The sequence below is a fragment of the Streptomyces sp. NPDC004266 genome, assembly GCF_042874095.1.
Classification (GTDB): Bacteria; Actinomycetota; Actinomycetes; order Streptomycetales; family Streptomycetaceae; genus Streptomyces.
On the sequence record NZ_JBIAMM010000017.1, the window covers coordinates 137,535 to 160,178 of the forward strand.

At 71.3% G+C, this 22,644-nt stretch carries 22 protein-coding genes and 1 pseudogene; 11 read left to right on the top strand and 12 right to left on the bottom strand.

Going from position 1 to position 22,644, the window contains the following annotated elements; genetic code table 11:
- Positions 1–272: 272 nt before the first annotated feature.
- Together ACFYUZ_RS32790 and ACFYUZ_RS32795 are read right to left on the bottom strand one after the other, a co-directional pair.
- Positions 273–878 (bottom strand): DinB family protein, encoded by a 606-nt coding sequence (locus ACFYUZ_RS32790; protein WP_389315414.1) that lies wholly within the window; start codon positions 876–878, stop codon positions 273–275.
- A 63-nt stretch (positions 879–941) separates the two neighbouring features.
- The gene (locus ACFYUZ_RS32795; RefSeq protein ID WP_389315416.1) at positions 942–1,124 is read right to left on the bottom strand and encodes a hypothetical protein; all 183 of its coding nucleotides are present in this window, start codon (positions 1,122–1,124) and stop codon (positions 942–944) included.
- A gap of 345 nt (positions 1,125–1,469) precedes the next feature.
- Here ACFYUZ_RS32795 and ACFYUZ_RS32800 point away from each other — a divergent pair, with 345 nt between their 5' ends.
- The 3 genes from ACFYUZ_RS32800 (at position 1,470) to ACFYUZ_RS32810 (ending at position 3,949) form a co-directional block, all read left to right on the top strand.
- Complete coding sequence (locus tag ACFYUZ_RS32800) at positions 1,470–2,045, top strand: hypothetical protein (protein WP_389315418.1); 576 nt, start codon at positions 1,470–1,472, stop codon at positions 2,043–2,045.
- The gene (locus ACFYUZ_RS32805; RefSeq protein WP_389315419.1) at positions 2,042–2,413 is read left to right on the top strand and encodes a peptidase inhibitor family I36 protein; all 372 of its coding nucleotides are present in this window, start codon (positions 2,042–2,044) and stop codon (positions 2,411–2,413) included. Before ACFYUZ_RS32800 ends, ACFYUZ_RS32805 begins: the two co-directional genes overlap by 4 nt.
- A gap of 540 nt (positions 2,414–2,953) precedes the next feature.
- Positions 2,954–3,949: a GNAT family N-acetyltransferase gene (locus ACFYUZ_RS32810; RefSeq protein WP_389315421.1), complete on the top strand. Its 996-nt coding sequence runs from the start codon at positions 2,954–2,956 to the stop codon at positions 3,947–3,949.
- A gap of 588 nt (positions 3,950–4,537) precedes the next feature.
- Here the strand turns inward: ACFYUZ_RS32810 and ACFYUZ_RS32815 are convergent.
- On the bottom strand, positions 4,538–5,476 hold the full coding sequence (locus ACFYUZ_RS32815) for a MurR/RpiR family transcriptional regulator (RefSeq protein WP_389315423.1): 939 nt from the start codon (positions 5,474–5,476) through the stop codon (positions 4,538–4,540).
- 793 nt (positions 5,477–6,269) lie between these two features.
- Here ACFYUZ_RS32815 and ACFYUZ_RS32820 point away from each other — a divergent pair.
- Complete coding sequence (locus ACFYUZ_RS32820) at positions 6,270–7,112, top strand: RNA repair domain-containing protein (RefSeq protein WP_389315425.1); 843 nt, start codon at positions 6,270–6,272, stop codon at positions 7,110–7,112.
- 401 nt (positions 7,113–7,513) lie between these two features.
- Here the strand turns inward: ACFYUZ_RS32820 and ACFYUZ_RS32825 are convergent.
- Positions 7,514–7,776: pseudogene (locus ACFYUZ_RS32825) on the bottom strand (IS5/IS1182 family transposase); the annotation flags it as partial.
- A 166-nt stretch (positions 7,777–7,942) separates the two neighbouring features.
- Complete coding sequence (locus tag ACFYUZ_RS32830; RefSeq protein WP_389315427.1) at positions 7,943–8,866, bottom strand: serine hydrolase; 924 nt, start codon at positions 8,864–8,866, stop codon at positions 7,943–7,945.
- Positions 8,867–9,251: 385 nt separating this feature from the next.
- On the opposite strand from ACFYUZ_RS32830, the gene ACFYUZ_RS32835 reads away from it, so the two are divergent.
- Both ACFYUZ_RS32835 and ACFYUZ_RS32840 read left to right on the top strand, forming a co-directional pair.
- A complete protein-coding gene (locus ACFYUZ_RS32835; protein WP_389315429.1) occupies positions 9,252–9,656 on the top strand; it encodes a BlaI/MecI/CopY family transcriptional regulator in 405 nt (134 codons plus the stop codon).
- A 4-nt stretch (positions 9,657–9,660) separates the two neighbouring features.
- On the top strand, positions 9,661–10,593 hold the full coding sequence (locus tag ACFYUZ_RS32840) for a M56 family metallopeptidase (protein WP_389315431.1): 933 nt from the start codon (positions 9,661–9,663) through the stop codon (positions 10,591–10,593).
- A gap of 46 nt (positions 10,594–10,639) precedes the next feature.
- On the opposite strand, the gene ACFYUZ_RS32845 is transcribed toward ACFYUZ_RS32840, so the two are convergent.
- The 3 genes from ACFYUZ_RS32845 to ACFYUZ_RS32855 all read right to left on the bottom strand — a co-directional run bounded on the left by ACFYUZ_RS32845 (position 10,640) and on the right by ACFYUZ_RS32855 (position 12,649).
- Entirely contained in the window at positions 10,640–10,903 is a 264-nt protein-coding gene (locus ACFYUZ_RS32845) for a GlsB/YeaQ/YmgE family stress response membrane protein (RefSeq protein WP_389315433.1), read from the bottom strand.
- Positions 10,904–10,948: 45 nt separating this feature from the next.
- Positions 10,949–11,404, bottom strand: a complete 456-nt coding sequence (locus tag ACFYUZ_RS32850) for a tellurite resistance TerB family protein (RefSeq protein WP_389315435.1) — start codon at positions 11,402–11,404, stop codon at positions 10,949–10,951.
- Between the two features lie 204 nt (positions 11,405–11,608).
- Positions 11,609–12,649 carry a sporulation protein gene (locus ACFYUZ_RS32855; protein ID WP_389315437.1) on the bottom strand — a complete coding sequence of 347 codons (1,041 nt, stop codon included), beginning with the start codon at positions 12,647–12,649 and terminating at the stop codon, positions 11,609–11,611.
- A gap of 694 nt (positions 12,650–13,343) precedes the next feature.
- Between ACFYUZ_RS32855 and ACFYUZ_RS32860 the strand changes: the two genes are divergently transcribed.
- Genes ACFYUZ_RS32860 through ACFYUZ_RS32870 form a run of 3 tightly spaced genes read left to right on the top strand, consistent with a single transcriptional unit; the run spans position 13,344 to position 15,798 of the window.
- Positions 13,344–13,922, top strand: coding sequence for a hypothetical protein (locus ACFYUZ_RS32860; protein WP_389315439.1), 579 nt, complete (start codon positions 13,344–13,346; stop codon positions 13,920–13,922).
- Positions 13,923–13,924: 2 nt separating this feature from the next.
- Positions 13,925–15,136 carry a sensor histidine kinase gene (locus ACFYUZ_RS32865; protein ID WP_389315441.1) on the top strand — a complete coding sequence of 404 codons (1,212 nt, stop codon included), beginning with the start codon at positions 13,925–13,927 and terminating at the stop codon, positions 15,134–15,136.
- Positions 15,133–15,798, top strand: coding sequence for a response regulator (locus ACFYUZ_RS32870; protein ID WP_389315443.1), 666 nt, complete (start codon positions 15,133–15,135; stop codon positions 15,796–15,798). The genes ACFYUZ_RS32865 and ACFYUZ_RS32870 overlap by 4 nt, the downstream gene beginning before the upstream one ends.
- 229 nt (positions 15,799–16,027) lie before the next feature.
- Here the strand turns inward: ACFYUZ_RS32870 and ACFYUZ_RS32875 are convergent, their stop codons facing one another.
- The 4 genes from ACFYUZ_RS32875 to ACFYUZ_RS32890 form a co-directional block, all read right to left on the bottom strand.
- Complete coding sequence (locus tag ACFYUZ_RS32875; RefSeq protein WP_389315445.1) at positions 16,028–16,933, bottom strand: carbohydrate ABC transporter permease; 906 nt, start codon at positions 16,931–16,933, stop codon at positions 16,028–16,030.
- The gene (locus ACFYUZ_RS32880; RefSeq protein ID WP_389315447.1) at positions 16,930–17,847 is read right to left on the bottom strand and encodes a carbohydrate ABC transporter permease; all 918 of its coding nucleotides are present in this window, start codon (positions 17,845–17,847) and stop codon (positions 16,930–16,932) included. The genes ACFYUZ_RS32875 and ACFYUZ_RS32880 overlap by 4 nt, the downstream gene beginning before the upstream one ends.
- 35 nt (positions 17,848–17,882) lie before the next feature.
- Positions 17,883–19,145: an extracellular solute-binding protein gene (locus ACFYUZ_RS32885; RefSeq protein WP_389315449.1), complete on the bottom strand. Its 1,263-nt coding sequence runs from the start codon at positions 19,143–19,145 to the stop codon at positions 17,883–17,885.
- Positions 19,146–19,559: 414 nt separating this feature from the next.
- Positions 19,560–20,357: a DeoR/GlpR family DNA-binding transcription regulator gene (locus ACFYUZ_RS32890; protein ID WP_389315450.1), complete on the bottom strand. Its 798-nt coding sequence runs from the start codon at positions 20,355–20,357 to the stop codon at positions 19,560–19,562.
- A gap of 282 nt (positions 20,358–20,639) precedes the next feature.
- Between ACFYUZ_RS32890 and ACFYUZ_RS32895 the strand changes: the two genes are divergently transcribed.
- Both ACFYUZ_RS32895 and ACFYUZ_RS32900 read left to right on the top strand, forming a co-directional pair.
- Positions 20,640–21,623, top strand: a complete 984-nt coding sequence (locus ACFYUZ_RS32895; RefSeq protein ID WP_389315452.1) for an ROK family protein — start codon at positions 20,640–20,642, stop codon at positions 21,621–21,623.
- The gene (locus ACFYUZ_RS32900; RefSeq protein WP_389315454.1) at positions 21,620–22,567 is read left to right on the top strand and encodes a 1-phosphofructokinase family hexose kinase; all 948 of its coding nucleotides are present in this window, start codon (positions 21,620–21,622) and stop codon (positions 22,565–22,567) included. The genes ACFYUZ_RS32895 and ACFYUZ_RS32900 overlap by 4 nt, the downstream gene beginning before the upstream one ends.
- Positions 22,568–22,644: the final 77 nt, after the last annotated feature.

A 22,644-nucleotide genomic window follows, 5' to 3' on the forward strand; every position in this document is an offset into this window, starting at 1 on the left:
ACGCCTGGTGCACCGACCGGGTCCGGCCCGGTCAGCGATTCCCCTTTTGGCGCGAACGGAGGCCGTGTCGACGATCGCCGGGGTCCAGTCCACCTCGCCCGGCCCCGGGTTCGTCCGGCACCCCCCGGTGCAGCCGGCGCCACCGGCCGGCCTCGGCCCCTACCGTGAAGCGGCGTGCGCGGTGGCGGACGACGTGCCGACTCCCGGAGTTCCTCAGGAACCGGATGCTTCGACAGACCAGCGCCCACGACCGGCGTCATGGCGCACGAACATCACGTCACGTGAGACGGCCTCCAAGCCTTGATCGGTGCGGCAGACCTGGCGGCCCGCTCGATCTTCGCCCAGTAGGCTGCGCGGGCTTCCTCGTCGATCCGCTTCTCGTGTTCGGCGCGCAACCCGGTCCGGCCGTCGAGGCCCTCGCGCAGGATGTCGGCGTGCCCGGCATGCCGGATGGACTCGCCGAGGACGTGGACCATGACGGCGAACAGGTTCGTGTCGGCATGGGGCTCCGGCCACCACGGCACGTGGCCGGGGGCGTCGAGGGGAAGCTCGTCGATCGTCGCGTCCGAGTGTTCCCACGTGCGCCGGTAGAACCCGATGATCTGATCGCGGGTCTCGTCCTCGGTCGCCCACAGATCGCCGCCGTCGGAGTCCTGCCACCGGGGCAGCGGTTCCGGGGAAGGGCGATCGAAGACCTCGCCGAAGTACCTGGCCTCGACGGTGGCCACGTGTTTGACCAGGCCGAGGAGGTTGGTCCCGGTCGCGGTCAAAGGTCGGCGGGCGTCGTATTCGGACAAGCCGTCGAGTTTCCAGAGCAGCGCCTCGCGGTCCCGCCGCAGTCTCCCGTGCAGGTTGTCTTTCGCGAATTCATCGATCATGCGGCACGAGCCTGCCATGGGGTGCTCGTGGCCTCAAGATCCCGTACGTGGTCCGAACGACCGTCAGAGCCGAGGCCTGGCCGTGGCCGCCGCCCGGAGCTGCATCGACTCGGGTCGCTCGACGGGCAGCTCGGAATTGGCTCGCCGCCACGCGCCCAGGTCGTCATCGAAGACAGTCAGGAACGTCACGGCGAACTCGATCCGGCTCCCCGTGCGGTTCCGCTTGCTCTTCTCCAGCCGGATCACCTCACGGCGCCCCGCCTCCCGACGCTCCAGAGGTCGAACGCCCCGTACGCATCGGCCTGTCCACCACTCAGAAATCCCACCGGCACGGACCGGACCACAGCCAGCCCCGGAGACGTTTCGCCGAACCCCGGCGGCGAAGTCGGTCACTGTGCCGGACCACACGGGCTCGCCGGTGAGCTCACGCCTCCGGAGTGCGCTTTCCGGATCCACCGGCGCCACGGACATGAACTGCCCCTGACCGAGCGGCTCGTCGCGCAACGACGCTTCCAGGGTGAAAAAACGCACCCAGCCGGGTGAGGCCGAGCCGCCACCCTGTCGCGCGGGAGGCTGTGGCCACTAGACACCTTGGATGTGATCAAGGAACCGCCCGCCCGTACCCGCCACCAGCCGCGCCAGCCCGTACGGCTGCCGGTCACTGCGGCGGTCCTGGCCTGCGCGGTCCTGGCGGGCTGCACAGCTCAAGCCCCGAAACCCGCCCCGGATCCGGACGAGCTGATCAAGGCCGCCACCCAGCGCCTCACCGACGCCTGTCTGACCCGCCAGGGACTCGTCCCGCCACGCACCGGGAGGAGCCGGCCTCCGGGCACGGACGACCAGAGGGTCGACGCGGCGCTCTTCGGCACGGGCCCGGCCGAACTGTCCCTGCCGCTCCCCACCGGCTACGTCGTACGCGCTCACACCGACGGCTGCCTTGCCGCCGCGCAGCAGCGGCTCTACGGCGACCAGCCCGGCTGGTTCCGCGTCTCGGTCATCGTCAACAACCTCGAGCCCGAGGCCGCCCACACCCACCGCGACCTCTCCGATGTCCGGGCCCGCCACCGCACCGAGATCGCCCAATGGGAGCGGCTGCGCGCCCACGCCCTCACCGAAGCCACCACTGTGCTCATGTCTCCACCACCGAAGGGAAACCCACCCGCATGAAGCGTTTGACCACCCTCCTCGCCACCGTCTTGATCTCCACCGCCGGGGTCCTCGCCACCTCGGCCGCCGCCGAGGCGGCGGACTGCCGCAGCGGCTACTTCTGTGTCTGGACCGACGCCAACTTCGACGGCTTGAAGATCGAGCACAGCGGTGACGACAGCTGGTGGGAGGGCGACATGTTCAAGCAGGACTCCTCCTGGGCCAACCACGGCGTCTCCGGCCCGGGCGTGCCTGACCACGTCAAGGTCTACCAGGGCCGCCAGCACCTCGGCCGGGTCACCCTCTGCCTGGCCCCCGGGCAGGAAGTCGGCTACGACGCCGGCGCCAACGACCAAGGCGGCTCCCACGAGTGGTCCGCCGGATGCTGAAAAGCGCTTCCTCCTCGGCGCCCGCCATCACGGACTCGCCGGCAGGCGATGGGGGCAGGTGAGGGAGGGGCACGCCAGGCTGCCGGCCGACAACCGGCAGCCGGCACCATGGCCGTGGAAGGCCGCCCTGACCGACTTGTGACGGTCAGCCAGGGCGGCCTTCCACGGTTCCCCGGCAACTGGACTTCGGCAGCACCCTGGCCCCCTCGTCGTGCAGGGCACCACCATGGATGGTCCCGAAGCAAGCACCGAGGTGTTTCCAGAACTCGCCTACGAAGCCGGGGGCAGTCTTTTCCTGCGGGTGGTAGGGCTGGCCAACTGCCTGCGCCCGCCGGGCCGAGGTCCTGGATCGGGACGCCGTCTGCCGGGCGCCCCGAGGCAGGGTCCGGTGGGCAGGAACGGCCGCAGCCGGTCCCACGCCTCGCCCGTCGAGTCCCCGCGAACGGTCATGCCACGGAAAACGAGTTCTGCCGTCTGATCGGCACGGCCTACGCTTCCGGGATCGATGACACCGCATATCCGACGTAACGGGGTCTTGGTGTGGGCGTGAACAGCGGCAACGGGCTTGCACCGCTGGATCGGATGCCTGGCTACGCCTTCCGGTCGTATCACGGCCACGAAGACCACGGCGCCATGGCCGCTGTGCGGCTTGGCTGCGCAGAGCGGGACCGGATCGACGCCCGCTCGGTTGTGGAAGGCCTCCCGACGGCAGCCGAGATCGCCGAGGCCTCCGCCAAGCTGGACGACCCGTCCCAGGAGCAGGTCTTGGTGGAGCACGACGGTGGCGTCGTCGGCTACTCGACGATCAGGTGGTGGCAGGAGCGGGACGGGACGTGGTTGTACCTGCACCGCGGCTACCTGCTGCCCGAGCACCGCGGCCAGGGCATCGGCTCAGCCATGCTCGACTGGGCAGAAAGCCGTATCCGCCAGCTCGTGCAGCAGCACGGAACCCCACAGACGGCCGTGCTCGGCGCGAACGCCATGGCCTCCGAACAGGAGGCAACGGCGCTCCTGCTCGAATCGGGATACCGGCGTGTCTTCAGCCTGGTAGAGCTGGAGCTGGCCGATCTCCGACAGCTCCCCGACGGCAAGCCGTTGCCTGCCGGCATCCGAGTCGGAGCCGTCGATCCGAGCAGCTACCGCGCGGCCTGGAAAACGGTCGTCGATTCATATGCGGGTGCCGCCTTCACCGAGAGGTGGACGTTCGAGAGCTTCCTCGCCACGGCCGACTCGACCTGCTGGCGGGCTGCTTGGGATCGGGAAGATATGGCCGGTGTCGCCCTGTGCTCCGTCCGTCGGCAGGACGCCACCGTGGGCGAGGTCGAAGAACTGAGCGTCCGGACGGAGTCAAGGCGTCTGGGACTGGGGCGAGCCCTGCTACTGGACGGGTTGCGATGCCTTCGCGCGCACGGTGCGGAGACCGCCCGGTTGTATACCGGGACCGCGAATCCGCACCGGTCCTACGACCTCTACGAGAGCGCGGGGTTCCGACGCCAGAACGAGTACGTCCGCTACCGCAAGCCGCTCACCGTCTGATCCGGCAGAGGTAGCTCCGCAGCGCCTTGTTGGTGCGGATTCCCGAAGACCGAGCCCGGCGTTGAAGACCGGCGCGTCGACCGCCCTCACGCCGAACAGCAGGCAGCCACGTGAGCCAAGGCGATATTCCTCCACATTCCTCCACGTCGCCCGGCCCCCTTCAAGGCCGGCCGACGTGGAGGCAGCTGTCTGCAGGCCTTTGCCCCTTCCATGGTCGGAGACGGGCGGACGACGCCGCGTGGCGGTCATGGTCCAGGCGCCCCGCCCGGTCGTCGTGGGCGCGCCTTTCGAGCCTCAGGTCGTCGTGCCGCGTCCGCCGCGGGAGCAGGGCCGTCCCGGTGCGGCTCTGTACGGCGGCTCCGACCCAGGGGTCGGTCGGAGCCGCCTCAGAGCATCCGCGCTAACGCGGCGCGGGCCGGCGAGACATCGAGGCCGTCCGAGGAGGAGGGGGCGGCCTTCGATGTTCCGTTCGGGCCCGTGGGGCCCCTTCAGTAAATATATATACCGCCAAGTAGGCAAGGGTATGAAAATTTTCATGCCAAACGATCATGCGGAGAACCGGCCCCGGACCGGCCGTATCGGTCGGTTTCAGTCGCCCAGGAAGAAATCGTGCTGCTCCGCGGCGTGCTCGTACTTCTCAAGGCGAGTCTGCGTACGCTCCGGGTCCGCGTCCGCGATGGCCTGGAGGATGCCCGCGGACAGCACCCCCGGCGCCGCGTACGAGTCGAAGACGAGCCGCGATCCCGTGCCCGCGGTGAACACCTCGTCGGCCTCGTCGGCCAGCGGCCCGAGCGCGAGGTCCGTGATCAGCGCGACGCGCAGCCCGACACCGCGGGCGGCACGCACGACGGCGAGGGTCTCCTTGGCGTGCCGCGGCATCGCGAAGGCCAGCACCCACGTGCCGCCCGCCTCGCGCGCCTGGAGCAGTCCGTCGTAGGCGACGCTGCCGCCCCTCGTCACCACCCGGACATCGGGATGGATGCGCCGCGCGGCGTACGCGAAGTACTCGGCGAGGGAGACCGAGATCCGCAGGCCCACGACCGTCAGGGGAACGGACCGGGCCAGCTCGCGGCCGATGCCGACGATCCGGTCGGGGTCGGCGAGGGCACGCCGCAAGGACGTCAGGTTCTCGATCTCGGCGTCGATCGCCGACTGGAGTTCGTTGCGATGCCGCTCCTCCCCCTCGCCGGGCGCGCCGGCCACCGCGCTGAGCGCGATGGGCTGCAGCGCCTCCCGGAGCGCGGGGTAACCGCTGAATCCCAGCGAGGAGGCGAACCTGGTCACGGACGGCTGGCTGACCCCCACGCGCTCCGCGAGCTCGGTGATGGACAGGAACGCGGCCTCGGTGAGGTGATCGGTCAGGAACTGGGCGATACGCCGCTGCGCGGGAGACAGCCGGTGTCCGCCGAACAGAGCCCGCACCCGCTCGGCAGGAGAGGCCACCACCGCCTCGGTCTCCCCCTCGGACGAGCGCCTGCCCGACGTGATCGCGGCTGCCTGTGCACGCGCCTGCTGCCCGGATGCCACGGGGTGTCTCCTTCTCGTCTCGCTGCCGCCCAAGATAGTTCACCCGTACCTCTCACCCACGAGGCCACGGCACCGGCCCGGCGGCGCCACGCCGCGACACCACCCTGCATGTGAAGGCCTGTTCGACTGCGCGTCGCCGAGGCCGGCCCCGAGGAACTGCGAGTCCGAGCACGCTCCCTCTACGGCCCCTCGCCGAGGAGGCGGGCAGCAGCCGTACCTCGCGGCCTGTCCGGTGGGTCACGACCGGGCCGACCGAGTACGCGCCCACCTGAGGTGAGCGGGCGCACGCGTGCCCGGAGGGCACCCCGGACGTGATCATGGGGTCACCTTGGCCGAAGGAGCCGACCGTGGACCCCGACACGTACGCAAAGCTCTACGGCCCCGGCCGCCCGACGTCGCACCCCCGTGGGACCGGTATCGCGCTGATGGTGGGGGTGTTGTGGGCGGCTTCTCAGCGACTGAGGTCGAGGGCGGCCACACCGTGCCCTCGTGCGCCTTCGGGTCAACGGTGGCCGCGAGTGCGTCCGCGCCCCGCTGGGGAAGACGCCGGGCGGCGTGGTTCGCTGCCCTGATCAGAACGACCGGAGCACGGACCCGTCCCCCGTGAACGGTGGACGCCCACAGTCCTCCTCGCGGGTTTCTTGTCCTCCTGGTCCAGGACGGGGGTCGGGGGCGGTATCCGCCGTCTCGTTCCACCCTCCTGCCAAGAGACCGGCCACGTGAGCGGGCCGAGCGGCGGCTTGCAGGGCCGACCGGGCGCGCGGCACCCTGATAGTCGAGAGCAGGTGCTGACGTGCACACCAGCGACGAGATCTACCACCGTGTGCTCTGGGACCCGCGGTTCGACCCCGAGCGGTTCGTGATGGGGATCGCGGAGCGCGGGGCGCCGCCGAAGCGCGTCCTGCTCGGCGACTTCGTGCCGGGCGGGGAGGTCCCCTGGCACCGGGTGGTGTTCTTCGAGGCGGACGGCCGGCTCGTCTGGGACCGCGCCTCCGGCGTCGACAGGCTCGATGAGACCCTCGTCGGGCAGGTGGGGCCCGTGCCGGCCCCGGCGCCCTGCGACGTCCTCGCCGTCCCGCCGACGAACCGCAGCGCCGTCGCCTGGCTGCCGCCGGCGGAGCTGTGGCCGCCGATCCAGCACGTTCACCGCGAACACGACCGGCAGATCCACCGCTGGCCGCCGCACGTCAACGTGCTCTTCGGTTTCGTCCCCGAGGCCGAGTTCGCCCGGGCCCTGCCGCTGGTCGCCGCGGCGCTCGCCGAGACGCCGCCGTTCACCGCCCGCCTGGCGGGCGTCCACTGGTTCGGCCACCGCGAGGACGCCACCGTCTGGCTCGACCCGGCCGCCGCCGGCCACGACCCCTGGGCACGGTTGCGGGAGTCCCTGGAGCTCCGCTTCCCGCTGTGCGGATCGCGCTCCCACGGCTTCACCCCGCACCTGTCCCTCGGCCGCGCCCCGGACCCGCACCTCCTCGCCCGCAAGGTGGAGGCTCTCCTCGGCCCCATGACGGCCCGGGTCGACGAACTGGTCGTGCTCTCCCGGCGCGGCGACGAGCCCATGCGGGTCCGGGCCCGCGTCGTGCTCGGCAGCGGCGACGTACGTCACCCCGAGAACGCGGCCGTGGACCGGCCCTGACACGGCACCCCTCGGGTGTCGGGGCCCGGACGGGACCCACCCCGCGCAAGCGGGAGCGGCCGCACGGTCACCCCCGGGCCGGAAGGCCCGTCCGGATGCGGGGCGCCGATCCTCAACACCGGTCTTCCTGAGCAGGCAGCGCACGTATGCGCAGGTCATCGATGCGTGGCAGGCGAAACCAGTTGACGGGGTCGGCAACTACGCCGACTTCCGCCCTTTGGCCGCGCGCCGAGGTTTTCCCGCCGACGCCTCGGCTGCCGCGCGTGCGCGGTTCGCGCAGCTGACCGAGTGGTACGGCGAGGACGGCTTTCACGGCACCACGTGGATCACGTGGATCACGTGGATCACGTGGGCCGAGGCGAAGGCGGTCGACTGGGACGAGCCTGCAGAGAGGCCTGACAGTCGTATCGGGGGGCCTGGCCCCGCCGCTGCCTGAGCTTGTCGACGCAGCGCCCGGCCCTGTTGCGCTGTCTGCAGGCGTCACGGTCGAAGGCCGGTGGCCTGCCGCCTGGCCGACTCCGCTTCTTGCGGTGGGCGATCTGGTCGGCAGGCGGCGGGCGGCGGGATCACCGTCCGGATTCCCCGACCGCTCAGGTGTGCGGATCGCGCGCGAGGAGCGGGCTTTGTCCGCGAGGACTGCGTCGGGCGTCGTTCGTGGTCTTCCGACCGGCCGGGACCTTTCTGCGGGCCCCGGCCGCGTGCTGGTGGGCACGGACGATCGTGGAATCCGACGGCTCGATCCGCTCCCCCCGCGCGTCGGTCAGCGGTTCACCGGAACCAGCGATCAGTTGATCCGAACGAAGCGTCCCGGCTGAGCCGACCTCAGGGCGTCAGCCCCGGGGCACCGCGACGTGCGCCTCCATGGGCGTGGTGGTGGGCGTGTAACGGGACGCGGTGGGCACGGTCGGGAACAGGTCCCGGTGGATCACCTTGGCCACGGCCTGGATCGTGTTCACGCCGTAGCTCATGCTGCTGTTGCCGTCGGTGAGCACGGAGATGGTGTAGTCGTGGCCGCCGCCCTGGAACGTGCCGACGCTGTGCACGCGCCAGCCGCGCGTGGCGCGCTGCAGCCAGCCGTTCTTGACGTGCTTGGACACGGAGGAGGGCGCGCCGGCCGGGGTCCCCCACCTCTGCGAGGTGACGACGTTCCCCATGAGCTTGAGGATGTAGGCGCGGCCGTTGTCGCTCAGGACGGTGTTCCTGGCGGTGATCAGCGAGAGCAGCCGCTGCTCGTCGGTGACGTTGATCTGGGTGAGTCCCCAGTAGCCGCCGGTCCCCGGGACCGTCCGCGTCATGCCGGCAGCCGCCAGGAAACCCTTCACCTTGGCGACGCCGAGCTGGTTCCACAGGGAGGTGGTGGCCGCGTTGTCGGACTTGGTGATCATGGCGGTGGCGAGGGTGGTCTCGCGTGACGTCAGGTACCGATTGGTCTTCTTGGCGTCCCAGAGGAGCGTGGCGAGGACGGTGACCTTCACGACGCTGGCCGAGTCGTACGAGACCGTGGCGCGCAGGGTGCAGGTGGTGTTCGTGGTGCGGTCGCGCAGGCCGACGGCGACGGTGCCGGAGCGCGTGGCGAGGGCGGCGGCGATGTCCTTCTGGAGCTTGGCGGCGAGCCCGGCCTTGCCCGACGTGCAGCTGACCTGCGGCGCCGTGGCGGCGGAAGCGGGCGCCGCGCCCGCGACGACGGGCACGAGGAGCGCGGCGGCGGTCACGGCCGGAAGCACGCGGGTACGCAGTGATACGTGGTGATTCATGTGGGTCCCCCCTGGAAACGGAACGAGCACGCCTACGGCGCACTCCCCCTACATGACTCCTGAGCGTGCGGATGGTTGTACGAATCCAGCGAAATCGGGGGCCCGGCCCCGTGGGCACGATGCCGCCGCGAAAACCCGGCCGCTGGTCCTGGGAACCAGCGGCCGGGTCACTCCAAGGCCCGAACGGCCCGGCCCAGTGCGCTCCGCGGGGCCGGTCGGGCCCGGTCCGCGGAGGGCCCGAGCCCGGGCGGGCGACATGGGCTTCCGACCCTGCTCGACGGCCGGAGGGAACGTCTTCGTGGACGGGTGGAGAACGCGAGGTGGTCAGTACGATGAACCGCGCCCGCGGCGGTAGGCGGCGCCTAGAAGGTGGGAGGCCGATGGCATGACGGACCACAGGGGTGCCGAGCGGGCGGCTCCGCGCAGGCGGGGGCAGGGGGAGCTGGAGACGCAGGTGCTCGCCGCGTTGCGCGCGGCGCCGGGGCCGGTGGCCGCGGGGTGGGTGCAGGAGCGGCTCGGCGGCGGCCTCGCCTATACGACGGTGGTGACCATCCTGACCCGGCTTCACGTCAAAGGGGCGGTCACGCGGGAGCGGTCGGGGCGATCGTTCCAGTGGACGGCCGTCGCCGACGAGGCGGGTCTGGCCGCGCTGCGGATGCGGCGGGTGCTCGACTCCGAGGCCGATCGCGAGGCCGTGCTCACGAGTTTCGTGAGCACGCTGACTCCGGGCGACGAGCGGCTGTTGCGTGCGCTGTTGGACGCCGCGGAGCCTTCGGAGGAGGAAGACTAGGGCCATGGGAGTCTTCGTCTTCCTGCCGCTGGTACTGCCGTTGACGGCCTGGCCCGTCGCCCGGCTGGCCGAGCACCATCTGCACCCCAGGGCCGCCACCTGGTTGCTGAGCGCGGTCGCGGCCGTGCTCGCCGTGTGCAGCACCCTGTGCCTCGGGCTGCTCATGGTGGTGGGGACCGCCCAGCTGCCCGGGAACCCGCTGCCCGACGGATGGTCGGACCCCGAGGTCCGGGCGGCCGTGCCCTACGACGAGATCGCCGGCCGGATCGCGATCCCCGCCCTCGTCGCCGTGCTGGCCGCGTGCACGGGGACCGCCTGGCGGCATCTGCGGGTGCGCCGGCGCGCCGAGCAGGCCCTTTCCGGGCTGCCCGGTTCGTCCGTGGCGGTGCTGCCCGACACCTCTCCGTACGCCTACGCGCTGCCCGGCAGGCGTGACCGGATCGTCGTCACCACCGGCATGCTGGCCGGGCTGAACGCAGGTGAGCGACGGGCGCTGTTCGCCCATGAGCGGGCGCATCTGGCCCGTCGCCATCACCGCTTCCTGCTGGCCGTCCAGCTGGCGGCCCGGGCCCATCCCTTCCTGCGTCCCCTGCGTACGGCCGTCGTCTACTCCGCCGAGCGGTGGGCGGACGAGGAGGCGGCCCAGGTCGTGGGGAGCCGTCGGACCGTGGCGCGGGCGGTCGGCAAGTCGGCGCTGATCTCACGGGGCTCACCCGTCGCCACGCTGGCGCACTTCGCCGACGCGGCCGGGCCCGTGCCGCGCCGGGTGGCGGCGCTGCTGGGGCCGCCTCCTTCTCCCCGGATCTGGCCGCCGGTGTTCACCGCCGTCGGGCTGGCCGTCTGGGGGGCGACCGCAGGGACGACCGTCTCGGCGCTGTCCTCCGCGAACGCGGCCGTGACGCTCTTCTTCATCCTGCACGCCGCCACACCCATGTAGGGCGGCGGGGCCCCGCGCCGTGAGGGCAGCGACCCCCGCCCCCGTCTCAGGCGCGTGCCCTGAACCTCTCCAGCGCGGCCACGCCCGCTGCCGCGAGGCCGATCTGGAAGGCCCGTTCGATCCAGTCGATCCCCCTGGTGTCCGCGACCCCCAGGGGCGCCGCGAGGGCGGTGCCGACGAGGGCGGCGACGATGCCGACGGCGATCGTCCACAGCACCCCGATCCGCTGCCGGCCGGGCAGGACGAGCCTCCCGAGTGCGCCGACGACGACGCCGACGACGAGCGCGCTGACGATGCCCGAGATCTCCATGCCCGTCTCCTGTCCCGTGTCGTACGGCGGTGACTCCGGCGCCGGTTACAGGTCGAACTCGTGCGGCGGGAGGTCGAGGGTGAAGCACGCCTCGCGCACGACGGCCTGCTCGGTCTTGTCGAAGTCGCCGTCGGCGCCGCCGATGACGATGCCGATCTGGATCACGGCGCGGGCCTCGGCCGGCTTCTTCTTCGCCTTGGCGATCTCCTGGAGGACGCTGACCTTGCCGAAGTCGAAGTCGGCGGTCAGCTTGCCCAGGTTCGCGTCGAACCGGCGCTGGAGGTCGGTCGCGTCGAAGTTCTGCAGCACCTCGTTGGTGGCGATCAGCTGGGCGACCCGCTGACGTTCCGACGGGTCGATCGTGCCGTCCGCGGCGGCCACGAGTGCGCACATCGCCATGGAGGCGTCGCGGAAGGCACCGGACTTGAGGTCGTTCTTCTTCGCCACCAGCTGCGTCTGCATCGTCGACGCGGACTCCTTGATGCGGTCCCACAGGGCCATCGAGAACTCCCTAGAACGTATGGGGGCCGCCCGGGCCGGGTGGGGTGATGACCCGGGCGAACCCATCTTCTACATTACTGTAGAAGTTATCAGGTGCGGGTGACCCCGTGTCAGCGCACCGGCCCGGCGGCCTTCTCCGCGAGCTCTCCCGGAGAGTCGGCGGGCGGCGGGCCGCCCTCCGCCGGGGTACCCCATCGAGGCTGTTCAGCCCTCGTCGCCCTCGCCCTCTTCCTCTTCGTCCCCTTCGAAGAAGTCGCCCACCTCGTCGACGACTTCGGCGGCCACCATGCCACCGACCACGCCGACGGCCAGGCCCGCGGCACCGGCGGCGACGGCCGTCCCCATGCCCGGGCCGGAGTGGTGACCGTCGCCGTGGTGACCGCCCTCGCCCCTGCGACCGTAAGCGCCGTGGGAGTCGTGGCCGCCCTGGGCGGACAACCCGCCGCCCGCGTGTCCGTACGGGCCGTGCGAGGCGCGGTGCTCGACGAGGCGGCGGATCCAGCCGTCGACCTCGGCGGCCCAGTCGGTCCGGTCGACGTCGTGGTGGCCGACGGTGAAGCGGTTCAGGGCGTCGTGCCCCTCCGAGAAGAAGCCACCGCGCCTGTCGGCCTCCAAGACCACCTCCAGGCCGGTGGGGCCGGCGAGGAAGGTCACCTCGATCTCGTCGACCCGGTGGGCGTACTGCGGCGCCGGGGCCAGCTCGATCTCCTGGTAGAAGGGCAGCTGCTGCCCCGTCCCCCCGATGTGGCCGAGCTCGAGGTCCGCGGACCTGAAGCCGAAGCCGAGCCGGCCCAGCGCCTCCAGGATCGCCTCCTGGGCAGGCAGGGGGCGCACGGCGAGCGGGTCGAGGTCGCCCTTGTCCTCGGCGCCGGCGACGCCGAGTTCGGTGCGGACGCCGAGGACGATGCCCAGGCCCTGGCCGTACAGCTCGGTGATCGGCGTCTCCCACGGCAGCGCGAAGGAGAACGGCACGCTGCGGTGCTCGCCCTCGGCCAGGCGGAAGCCTCCCGCGACGACGCACCGATGGAAGGCGACCATGCCCTCGGCCTCGCCGTCGTCGTGCTCGGCCTCGACGCGGGCGACGAGCTCCAGGGTGATGTGCTCGATCGCGAAGTCGGCGTCGCCGCCCTGGAGATGGACCTGGCCGGCGACGACGCCGCCGGGTGCCACCGCGCCCGGATCGAGCACGGTGTCCACCGAGGGGCCCCCTACACCGAGCGAGCCGAGCAGACGCTTGAACACCATCGGGCGTTCACTCCTTCATATCGCTTGTACTGTCGAACACTTCGGCGGAGCAGTTCGCCGGACGGCAGGGGGTCGCCGGTCAGGGAGCGGCGGGATCGCAGCCGCCCGGGCGAGCGCCCGTCGCGGCGGTGGACGTGGACGGCCGCCGCCCGCATGCCGCCCCTGGGCCCTCCACCTCGCAGGGGTAGGTCACCTGGACAAGGCCCGGCCCACCCTGGACCCGCACGCGCACCCCGTCGGCAGGGCCTCCGGAGAGCAGCGCCCCCTCCCCACGCGTGGGTACGGCTACGCGGCGGCGAGGGCGGTGACGGGCGCGGCGAGGATCCCCGGGAGGCTCCTGTCCGCCCCAGCCGGGTCCAGCACCTCGTCGAGATCGATCGAAGCCATGACGAACCTCCGTCGGCCGAGAGGCGCGATCACCGTGCCTCTACACGCTTGTAGAGGATAGAGGGGGGTGTGTCTCCGGAGAGGCGCATGATCGGTTCTCCGCCAACATCGTCCGAAAGCGTTCGCGAGGTGGTCGGGCGCGGGTGGGTCTCGGCCCCTCTGCGGCCCGATGACCCGTACCAGGAGGTCGGCCAGGCTCACCAGGGCGGTGGGTGGAGCGAGGGCCTCGGGTGGTCGTCTCCTTCTCCACCCACGGTTCCACCCGTGGGTCCAGGTGCGGAAGGCGCCGGATCAGCAGGCTTGGGGCATGACAACGACCGACTGGATCACCGACCTCGCCCTCCTCCTCGTCGTCTTCCGCCAGCTGCGGGAAGGCCGACTCACCCCCAAGACCTTCCTCATCCCGCTCGGCATCGTCGCCCTCGTCGCCCTCACCTACCTCGACACCGTCCCCACCGCGGGCAACGACCTCGTACTGATCGCCACCCTGACGGCCCTGGGCGCCGCCCTCGGCATCGCCGGAGGGGCCTGCACCCGCATCCGCACCACCGGAAACCACCTGCTGATCAAAGCCGGCGCCACCTCCGCCGTCCTCTGGGTCCTGGGCATGAGCGCCCGCATGGGCTTCCAGACCTGGGCCCACCACGGCGGCGCCGACGAGATCGCCCGCTTCAGCACCGCCCACCACATCACCAGCGACCAGGCATGGGTCACCGCCTTCGTCCTGATGGCCCTCACCGAAGTCGTCACACGACTCGCCACCATCCTCATCCGCAGCCGAACCCTCACCCACCACCAGGCCCCCACCACGACCGCACGCCTTGCACCCACGCCCACACCCGCACCCACGCCCACGCCCACGCCCACGCCCGACCGTACGGCCTGACCATGGGTTATGGTCGCGCCGTGACTGAAGCCCAGCACCTCCCGGATCACGGGCCGACCCCGCATCCGGGGGCCGGCCCCCGGCCGATTCCCGGTCAGGACCCCCAGGTCCAGAGGGCGTTGACCGTCTTCGTCGTCGTCGCGGCGTTCTGGACGGTCCGGCCGCTGGGCCTGAGCGGCCAGGGGCTGGTGGTGACCGTCCTGCTCCTGGTCAACTCCGTCGCCCTGGCGGCACGGCACCTGCCGGAGGACTGGATCCCGCCGCGCCTCGTCCTGGTCTGGCTGACCCTGGGCATCGTGGCGGCGGCGGCCCTGATCGGCGTCAGCGACACCGGCTCCGGCTACCTCTTCGCGTACTTCCTCGTCGGTCACATCGGGGTCCGCCTCGAACCCCGGCAGTCGCTCCCCCTGGCGGCCCTGTGCAGTCTGCTGTGCGGAGCCGTCCTGTACTTCCGCCTCGGCCCCGGCCACAACCTGTTGCCCTGGGCGCTGGGCCTGACCACCGGTGGTCCCGTCCTGGTCGGCATCCTCAACCGCAGCCGCCGGCAGGCCTTCGTCGCGGCCATTTCGGCGGCCGAGTCGGCGGAGCGGGCGGCGCGGGCCGAGGCCAGGACCGCCGTCCTGACCGAGCGGAGCCGGATCGCCCGTGACGTCCACGACGTCCTGGCCCACTCCCTGGCCGGCATCAACATGCAGCTGGAGCTGGCGGACGCGCTGATCGACACCGGCGACCTGGACCGGGTCCGCGAGGCGAACCAGAAGGCGCACAGCATGGTCAAGGAGAGCCTGAAACAGGCGCAGTGGACCGTGCACGCGCTGCGCGAGGACGCACTGCCGCTTGTCGAGACCCTCACCGCGATGCTGGAGACTTCCGGCCGCCGCGACGCGCTCACCGTTGCCGGAACCGTCCGCGAGGTGCCGTCCCGCGTGACCCAGAACCTGCTGCGGATCGCCCAGGAGTCGCTGACCAACGCGGCGCGGCACGCGCCCGGCGGCGAGGTGCGCGTGGAGCTGACGTTCGGCGCCGCGTCGACGACACTGATCGTCCGCAACGGTCCGGCGACCCGTACGGTGAGCACGGGCGCCGGCAGCGGGATGGGGCTGATCGGCATGCGCGAGCGGGTCGCCCTGATGGAAGGGACGATCACCGCGGGCCCGGTCACCGAAGGACCGGACGCGGGCGGATGGCAGGTGGAGGCAGTGATCCCAGGATGAGCGAACCCACGCAGGACACAAGGCGGTTGAAGGTGGTCGTGGCCGACGACCAGGCGGCGGTGCGCGAGCCGCTGGCCGCGGTCCTCGACCTGTCCGGGGACATCGAGGTCGTCGCGGCGGCGGCCGACGGCACCGAGGTGCTCACGGCGGTGGCGGCGGGGCCCGTGGACGTGGTCCTGATGGACCTGCGCATGCCCGGGATGGACGGCACCGAGGCGACCCGGCGGCTGACGGAGGAGCACCCGGAGGTGGCGGTGGTCGTGCTGACCACCTTCGCCGACGACGACTCGATCCTGGCCGCGCTGAGCGCCGGGGCGCGGGGCTACCTGACCAAGAACGCCGGGCGCCAGGACATCGCCCGCGCGATCCGCGCCGCCGCCGCGGGGCAGTCCGTCCTCGACCGCGAGGTGCAGGACCGTCTCCTCGCCACCGTCCGCACGAAGTCCCCGGCGCCCGGGCAGCCGCTGCCCGGGGACCTCACGCCCCGCGAGCGCGAGGTGCTCACCCTGATCGGCCAGGGCCTGCCGAACCGGGCGATCGCCCAGAAGCTGTTCATCAGCGAGGCCACGGTCAAGACTCACATCAACAACCTGTTCGCCAAGGCGGACATCAAGGATCGCGCCGACGCCGTCCGCCGGGCCATCGCGGCGGGCCTCGCCTGAGGCCGAGGCCGCCCCTTCCCGGCGGTCACGAGCCGCAGGGTGGCTGCTCCCCCGCCGACGAGGCCGGAACAGCCCGCCGCGACGGCACCGAGAGGACCGGCGCCGCCACTGCGGCGGTGAAGGCCTGGCGGTGCCCGGGCACGGGCGTTCCCCTTCGCCGCGCGGGACGGAAGGGGCCCGCTCCCTGCCGGCCGCGGGACGGACGGCAGGGAGCGGGCGGCAGGCGCGCTTACTTGACGGATCCGGCGGTGAGGCCGGAGACGACCTTGCGTTCGATGAGCGCGAAGAGGATCACGACGGGCACGATGGCGATGACCGAGCCCGCGAAGAGGTAGTTCCACTGGACGGTGTAATTGCCGATGAAGCTGTTGATGCCGACGGTCAGCGGCTGGCTCTCGGGGACGGTGGAGAGGGTCAGGCCCATGACGAACTCGTTCCACGCGGCGATGAAGGTGAAGATCATCGCGGTGACGACGCCGGGCATCGCGAGCGGCAGGGTGATCCGCAGGAGCGCGCCTCCGCGGCCGAGTCCGTCGATCATGGCCGCCTCTTCGAGGGCCTCGGGGATGGCGGAGAAGTAGGCGGTGAGGATCCAGATCGCGAAGGCCAGGTTGAAGGCCGCGTTGCAGAGGATCAGGGTCCACACGGAGTTGAGCATGCCCAGCTGGTAGAACTCGCGGTAGAGACCGACGAGCAGGGACGTCGGCTGGAACATCTGGGTGACGAGCACCAGCAGCAGGAAGAGCTTGCGGCCGCGGAACCTCATGCGCGCGGTGTAGTACGCGGCGGGGACGGCCACCAGCAGGACCAGCAGGGTCGATCCGGCCGCGACGAGCAGGGTGACGCGGAGGTTGTCCCCGAGGTGGGACTCGCGCCACACGTCGACGAAGTTCGCCCACTCGAACTCGCTCGGGAAGTACGTGGCGTCCCGCAGTTCGTGCGCCGGCCGCAGGGCGGTGATGATCATCTCCGCGTACGGCACGAGGAACACGGCGGCCAGGAACCAGGCGATCGCCGCGATCAGCAGGGTGCGCGGCCTCGGCGTCCGCGAGCGTCGGGTCCGGGCACGGTGCTCGCCGGCGGGGACGACGGACGGGGCGGCGGCGGGCCGGGGGGCGTAGGTCTGCTGGGTCATCGGCTTTCCTCCTGGTTCCAGCGGCTGGCCTTGAGGAAGAGGACGACCATGACGACGACGAGGCCGAAGTTGACGACGGACATCGCGGCGGACTGGCCGATGTCGGCGTTCTTCATCTGGTACATGAAGACGGTGGTGGTGGCGGTGTCGCTGTCGGGGCCGCCGCGGGTCATGCTCCAGATGACGGGGAACGAGTTGAAGACGTTGATGAGGTTGATGACCATGCCGACGAGCAGCGCGGGGCGCAGCAGCGGCAGGGTGATCCTCAGGTACGTCTGCCAGTTGTTCGTGCCGTCCACCTTGGCGGCTTCGTAGATCTCGGCGGGGACGGTCTGGAGTCCGGCGAGCAGGGTGTAGGTGGTGAACGGAAGCGAGACGAAGACGGCGACGGACATCATCCAGGGCCAGGCGGTGGCGGGGTCGCCGAGCCAGTCCTTCGGACCGTCGATGAGGCCGAGGTCCGTCATGAGGGTGTTGAGGACGCCGGCGGTCTGGTTGAGCATCCATTTGAAGCCGATGGCGGTCATCACCAGGGAGGCGGCCCAGGGTGCGATCAGTGCCCAGCGGGTGAGGCGGCGGCCGGGAAACCTCTGGTTGAACAGCTGGGCCAGGGCCAGGGAGATCACCATGGTGGCGGTGACCACGACCAGCGTCCACACCACGGTGGAGAGGACGACCGAGGGCAGCGACGGTTCCTCGAAGAGCTGCTCGTACTTGTCGAATCCGGCCGAGCCGCGCACGAAGCCGCTGCTGCTGATCTTCAGGAAGGACGTCCGGACCATCTCGTAGACGGGCCACAGGACGACCAGGGCGATGAGCAGGACGGCGGGGCCGATCCAGGGCAGCGGGCCGAGGCGGGCCAGGCCGCCCCGGCCCTTGCGGGCGGGGCGGGCGGTGGATGAACTGGTGGACACGAGGGGTGCCTTCCGTGACGGTGCGGTGCGGGTGCCTACTGGTCGGCGACCGCGGCCTCGGCCTTCTTCTGCAGCTCGCCCAGGGCCTTCGCCGGGTCGTCGACGGCCGTGCCGCCGCTCTTCTTGATCTCGGCGGAGACGGCGTCCCAGGTGGTGTCGCCCAGCGGGTAGAACACCGCCTTCGGCAGCAGGGCGAAGAACGGCTCCAGGTCCTTGTGCTTGCCGTTGGTGGTCATCTCCTGGAGCGTGTCCTCGGTGACCGGCATCAGGTTGTACGTCTCGTCGAACTTCAGCGTGTTCTCCTTGGAGTACGCGAAGTCGAGGAACTTGCGGACCTCTTCCTTGTGTCCGCCGTCCTTGAAGGCCATCATCCAGTCGGCCACGCCGAGGGTGGAGGCCAGCGCCCCGGACTTGCCGGGGATGGGCGCCACGCCGTAGTCGACCTTTCCGTCCTTGGACATCTGGATGAGGGACGGGTGGCCGTTGAGCATCGCGGTCTTGCCGGCCGCGAAGTCGGCGAAAGCGGTCTTGCGGTCGGTGGTGGCCGGGTTGGCGTAGGTCAGGCCGGGCGCGACGAGGTTCGCCTTCAGCCAGGAGAACGCCTCGACGTTGGCCTTGGCGTCGAGCGTGTACGCGCCCTTGGCGTCCGTGTACCCGCCGCCGTTGCCGAGCTCCCAGATCAGGGACTCGCCCTGGGCCTCCTCCGGGCCGAGGGGCAGCGCGTACGGGGTCACGCCCGGCACCTTCGCCTTGATCTTCTCCGCGGCGGCCTTCACGTCGGCCCAGCTCTCGGGGGCCTGGGGGATGCCGGCCTTCGCGAAGATCGCCTTGTTGTAGAAGAGGGCGCGCGCGGAGGAGACGAACGGTATGCCGTACTGCGTGCCGTCGACCTCACCGGCCTTGGCGAAGCTGTCGATGAGGTTCGCCCGCGTCTTCTCCGAGAGCACCTCGTCCGCCTCGTACAGCAGGTCGTCGGCGACCTTGTCGGCGTAGCCGCCCGTCTGGAGGACGTCCGGCACGTTCCCGCTCTGGATCATCGTCTTGACCTGGGCGTCGATGTCGTTCCAGTTGATCACCTGGACGTCGACCTTGATCTTCGGGTTCGCGGCGGTGAAGCGCTCCGCCACGTCCTTCCAGTACGCCGTCGAGCTGTTCGACGCCTTGTCCCCGTAGTCCGCCGCGACGAGCTTCAGCGTCACCTCGCCGTTCGCCGAGCCGCCGTCGCCCTGGCCGCCACCGCACGCCGTGAGGGAGAGGGCACCGAGGGTGCAGGCCACCACGAACAACCGCTTGTTCATCGTCAGTACCGCCTTTGGATCTACCGGCCGACGGGAGCGAGGGGCCGGTGGGGGTCCGGAACAGCAACAGGCTCGGAGAATGCACAAACCTGGCTGTTATTCGAAGTTTTCGCTCAGTTCTGAGCATCATCTGCGGACAGAGTAAACACGACAACAGCCCTCGGCACCAAGAGCCGTTACGCGAACGATGCCGAACCCCCCTGCCGCGAGGCCGTTCAGCCCGCACGGCAGGGACTCCGTCCGGCGGACGGCGGGTGGCTCGCGGAAACGACGCGGGGGCGCGTCCCCGGGCGAGCCCGATTCAGCGGGGAGGCGGACAGGTCGGCGGGGAGGCGGACAGCAAAGCCCCCGTGCGCCGTAGGGCGACACGGGGGCGGTGAGGTCGTCGGGGTCGACCAGGGGAAGGACGCTCCGTCAGACGGCGGTCACGTCGATGCCCGCCTCGGTGAGCTTCGCCCTCATGTCCGGGGCGATGGCGGAATCGGTGACGATGGCGTCGATCCGGTCCAGGCCGCAGATCCTCGCGAAGGCGCGCTTGCCCATCTTGGACGAGTCAGTCACCAGGATCACCTTGCGGGCGCGCTCCGCGAAGAGCCGACTGATGCCCGCCTCGTCCTCCTGGTGGGTCATGACGCCCAGCTTCGGATCGATGCCGTCGACTCCGAGGACGGCGACGTCGAGCACCACCTCGTTCAGGACCCCCGCCGTCAACGGGCCCACCAGCTCGTAGGTCTGCGGCCGGGCCACACCGCCGGTGACCACGATCTTGAACTGGGGGCGCACCGCCAGCTCGCCGGCGATGTTCAACGCGTTGGTGACCACCGTGTACGAGGGGCCGGAAGAGGTCTCGGCCGACTCGCCCCCGGCGCCGGTACGGAGGGCCAGGGCGCGCGCCACCTCGGTGGTGGTCGTGCCTCCGTTGAGGCCGATGACGTCCCCGACCCCCAACAGGTCCGCCACGGCATTGGCGATCCGCTGCTTCTCCGAGGCCCTGCGGGAGGACTTGTACCGCAGCGGCAGCTCGTACGAGACGCCGTGTGCGACCGCTCCGCCCCGGGTGCGCACGAGCAGCCGCTGCTCGGCGAGTTCGTCGAGGTCCCTGCGGATCGTGGCGGGCGACACCGACACGCTCGCGGCGGCCTCCTCCACGTCCAGCTTGCCCTCGACGGCCAGCAATTCGAGCAGCCTGCTCCAGCGCTCCTGCTTGGACATGTGCCGCACCCTTCGTGGCAGTGAGTCGTCGACCGCACACCCCGGATCTCCCCGCCTCTCGGGCATCCGGAGGGGAACGAGCGGCATGCGCGAAGTTGATCGTAGCGCGACAGCATCGAGCATCGCCGGGTCGGAGGATTCGTGCACGCCGGCATGGGTGACGGAGCCGACTCCGGGCCGGGAGCATCCCTTCACTGGACGTTTCAAGCATCTAGCGTGAATGAACTCGCGCACTTTATGCTCCGAGCAAGCATGAACACTCACTCTGGATGGTTCGACGCTATGGACGCCAGCACCTCACGCACCCCGGTCGAGACCGATTCCCAGCCGTGCGTGCTCGCTCTCGACGTCGGGGGGACCGGCATGAAGGGCGCGGTCCTGGACCGGTCCATGCGGCAGGTCGCGTCTCTGCACCGCCCGACGCCGCGGTCCCAGGGGCCGGACGCCGTGGTCGACGGCATCGCCGATGCCCTGCTGACCCTGGAGGGGCTGGCGGCGGAACGGGGGCTCAGGGTCCGGCACGCCGGCGTGGTGGTCCCCGGCATCGTGGACGAGGGGCTGCAGCGCGCGGTGTGGTCGGCCAACATCGGCTGGCGCGACCTCCCGCTCGCCGCGGTCCTCACCGCCCGCACCGGGCTGCCCGTCGCGCTGGGCCACGACGTCCGGGCGGGAGGCGCGGCCGAGTGTCTCCTGGGTGCGGCGCGCACCTACAGGGACGTGCTCTTCGTGGCCATCGGAACGGGCATCGCCGCGGCTCTCGTCTGCGACGGCCGGCCGGTGCGTTCCGGCGGGTTCGCCGGCGAGCTCGGCCATGTGGCAGTGCGCGCGGACACCGTCTGCGCCTGCGGCGGCAGGGGTTGTCTGGAGACGGTGGCCTCCGCGTACGCAGTCGCGACGGCGTACGCGGAGCGGTCCGGACGCCCGGTGGCCGGCGCGGCGGAAGTGGCCGCGTTCGTCGAGGACGGCGACCCCACGGCCCGAACCGTCTGGAACCGGGCCGTCCGAGGGCTCACGGAAGCGCTGGCCGCCGCGACCACCCTGCTGGCCCCCGATCTGATCGTCCTCGGCGGAGGTCTCGCCGAAGCGGACCGGACGCTGCTCGACCCCCTGCGCGAGGGACTCGACGCACGCCTCACCTTCCAGCGCGCGCCGGTTCTCGTCCGGGCCGGACTCGGCGACCGCGCGGGATGCCTGGGGGCCGGTCTGACCGCCTGGGAGGCGGCCGGCCATCACCTCTCACCCTTCGACAGGAGCTCCGTCTCATGATCGTCACAGTCACCCTCAACGCGGCGCTCGACGTCACCTGGGACGTCGCCGAGCTTCGGCCCCGGGCGTCCCACCGGGTCGACACGGCGCACGAGCGGGCGGGAGGCAAGGGCGTCAACGTCGCCCGGGTGCTGGCGTTCCTCGGACACGCCCCGGTCGCCACCGGCCTCGTCGGCGGGCCCACCGGCCGTGCGATACGCGACGACCTGCGGGCGGCGGGCGTCCGGGAGGCGTTCACCGAGGTCGCCGGGGACTCCAGACGCACCCTGGCGGTCGTCTCGCGCGCCGACGGCGACGCGACCGTCTTCAACGGGCGCGGTCCTCACGTGACGTCCGCCGAGTGGGAGGCCTTCTCGGAGCACTACTCCTCGCTGGTACGAGGCGCGAGCGTGGTCGTCCTGAGCGGGAGCACGCCTCCGGGCGTGCCCACGGACGCGTATGCGCGCCTGATCCGGGGAGCCGCCGCGGAAGGTGCGGTGACGGTGCTCGACACCTCGGGTTCCGCCCTGACCGCCGCCCTGGAGGCGGGCCCCGACGTGATCAAGCCCAATGCCGCCGAGATCGCGGAGGAGACGGGACACGACGACCTCGTGGCAGCGGTCGCGGAGCTGCGCGCACGGGGCGCGAGGGCGGTGGTGGCGTCGGCGGGCCCGGACGGCCTGTACGCCGTCACGCCGGACGGCACGTGGCGCGCCGCACCACCGGAGACGCTGTCCGGCAACCCGACCGGGGCGGGCGACGCCTGTGTGGCCGCGATCGCGTCGGGACTCGCCGCCCGACGGTCCTGGCCGGACATGCTCCGCGAGGCGGTGGCGCTGTCGGCCGCCGCCGTGCCGTGCGCCGTCGCCGGTGACGTCGACGCGGGGGTCCACTCCCGGTTCCGCCGGGAGGTTCGCGTGTCCGCGGTGAGCGCGGGCGCGCCGGCCTCCGCGCGTACTCGCTGAGGTCCGCTGCGCACCTCAACCCCTGCCTCACCGAAGAGGTTCTGTTCACATCTGCTCGAAACAAGAATCTTTCGAGC

Excerpts from the sequence above, each read along its gene's own strand:
- ACFYUZ_RS32790 (WP_389315414.1), bottom strand. The coding sequence starts at position 878 with ATGATCGATGAATTCGCGAAAGACAACCTGCACGGGAGACTGCGGCGG.
- ACFYUZ_RS32855 (WP_389315437.1), bottom strand. The coding sequence starts at position 12,649 with ATGGTGTTCAAGCGTCTGCTCGGCTCGCTCGGTGTAGGGGGCCCCTCG.
- ACFYUZ_RS32890 (WP_389315450.1), bottom strand. The coding sequence starts at position 20,357 with ATGTCCAAGCAGGAGCGCTGGAGCAGGCTGCTCGAATTGCTGGCCGTC.
- ACFYUZ_RS32850 (WP_389315435.1), bottom strand. The coding sequence starts at position 11,404 with ATGGCCCTGTGGGACCGCATCAAGGAGTCCGCGTCGACGATGCAGACG.
- ACFYUZ_RS32805 (WP_389315419.1), top strand. The coding sequence starts at position 2,042 with ATGAAGCGTTTGACCACCCTCCTCGCCACCGTCTTGATCTCCACCGCC.
- ACFYUZ_RS32865 (WP_389315441.1), top strand. The coding sequence starts at position 13,925 with ATGGGTTATGGTCGCGCCGTGACTGAAGCCCAGCACCTCCCGGATCAC.
- ACFYUZ_RS32835 (WP_389315429.1), top strand. The coding sequence starts at position 9,252 with ATGACGGACCACAGGGGTGCCGAGCGGGCGGCTCCGCGCAGGCGGGGG.
- ACFYUZ_RS32895 (WP_389315452.1), top strand. The coding sequence starts at position 20,640 with ATGGACGCCAGCACCTCACGCACCCCGGTCGAGACCGATTCCCAGCCG.
- ACFYUZ_RS32830 (WP_389315427.1), bottom strand. The coding sequence starts at position 8,866 with ATGAATCACCACGTATCACTGCGTACCCGCGTGCTTCCGGCCGTGACC.
- ACFYUZ_RS32875 (WP_389315445.1), bottom strand. The coding sequence starts at position 16,933 with ATGACCCAGCAGACCTACGCCCCCCGGCCCGCCGCCGCCCCGTCCGTC.
- ACFYUZ_RS32840 (WP_389315431.1), top strand. The coding sequence starts at position 9,661 with ATGGGAGTCTTCGTCTTCCTGCCGCTGGTACTGCCGTTGACGGCCTGG.
- ACFYUZ_RS32870 (WP_389315443.1), top strand. The coding sequence starts at position 15,133 with ATGAGCGAACCCACGCAGGACACAAGGCGGTTGAAGGTGGTCGTGGCC.
- ACFYUZ_RS32845 (WP_389315433.1), bottom strand. The coding sequence starts at position 10,903 with ATGGAGATCTCGGGCATCGTCAGCGCGCTCGTCGTCGGCGTCGTCGTC.
- ACFYUZ_RS32860 (WP_389315439.1), top strand. The coding sequence starts at position 13,344 with ATGACAACGACCGACTGGATCACCGACCTCGCCCTCCTCCTCGTCGTC.
- ACFYUZ_RS32900 (WP_389315454.1), top strand. The coding sequence starts at position 21,620 with ATGATCGTCACAGTCACCCTCAACGCGGCGCTCGACGTCACCTGGGAC.
- ACFYUZ_RS32885 (WP_389315449.1), bottom strand. The coding sequence starts at position 19,145 with ATGAACAAGCGGTTGTTCGTGGTGGCCTGCACCCTCGGTGCCCTCTCC.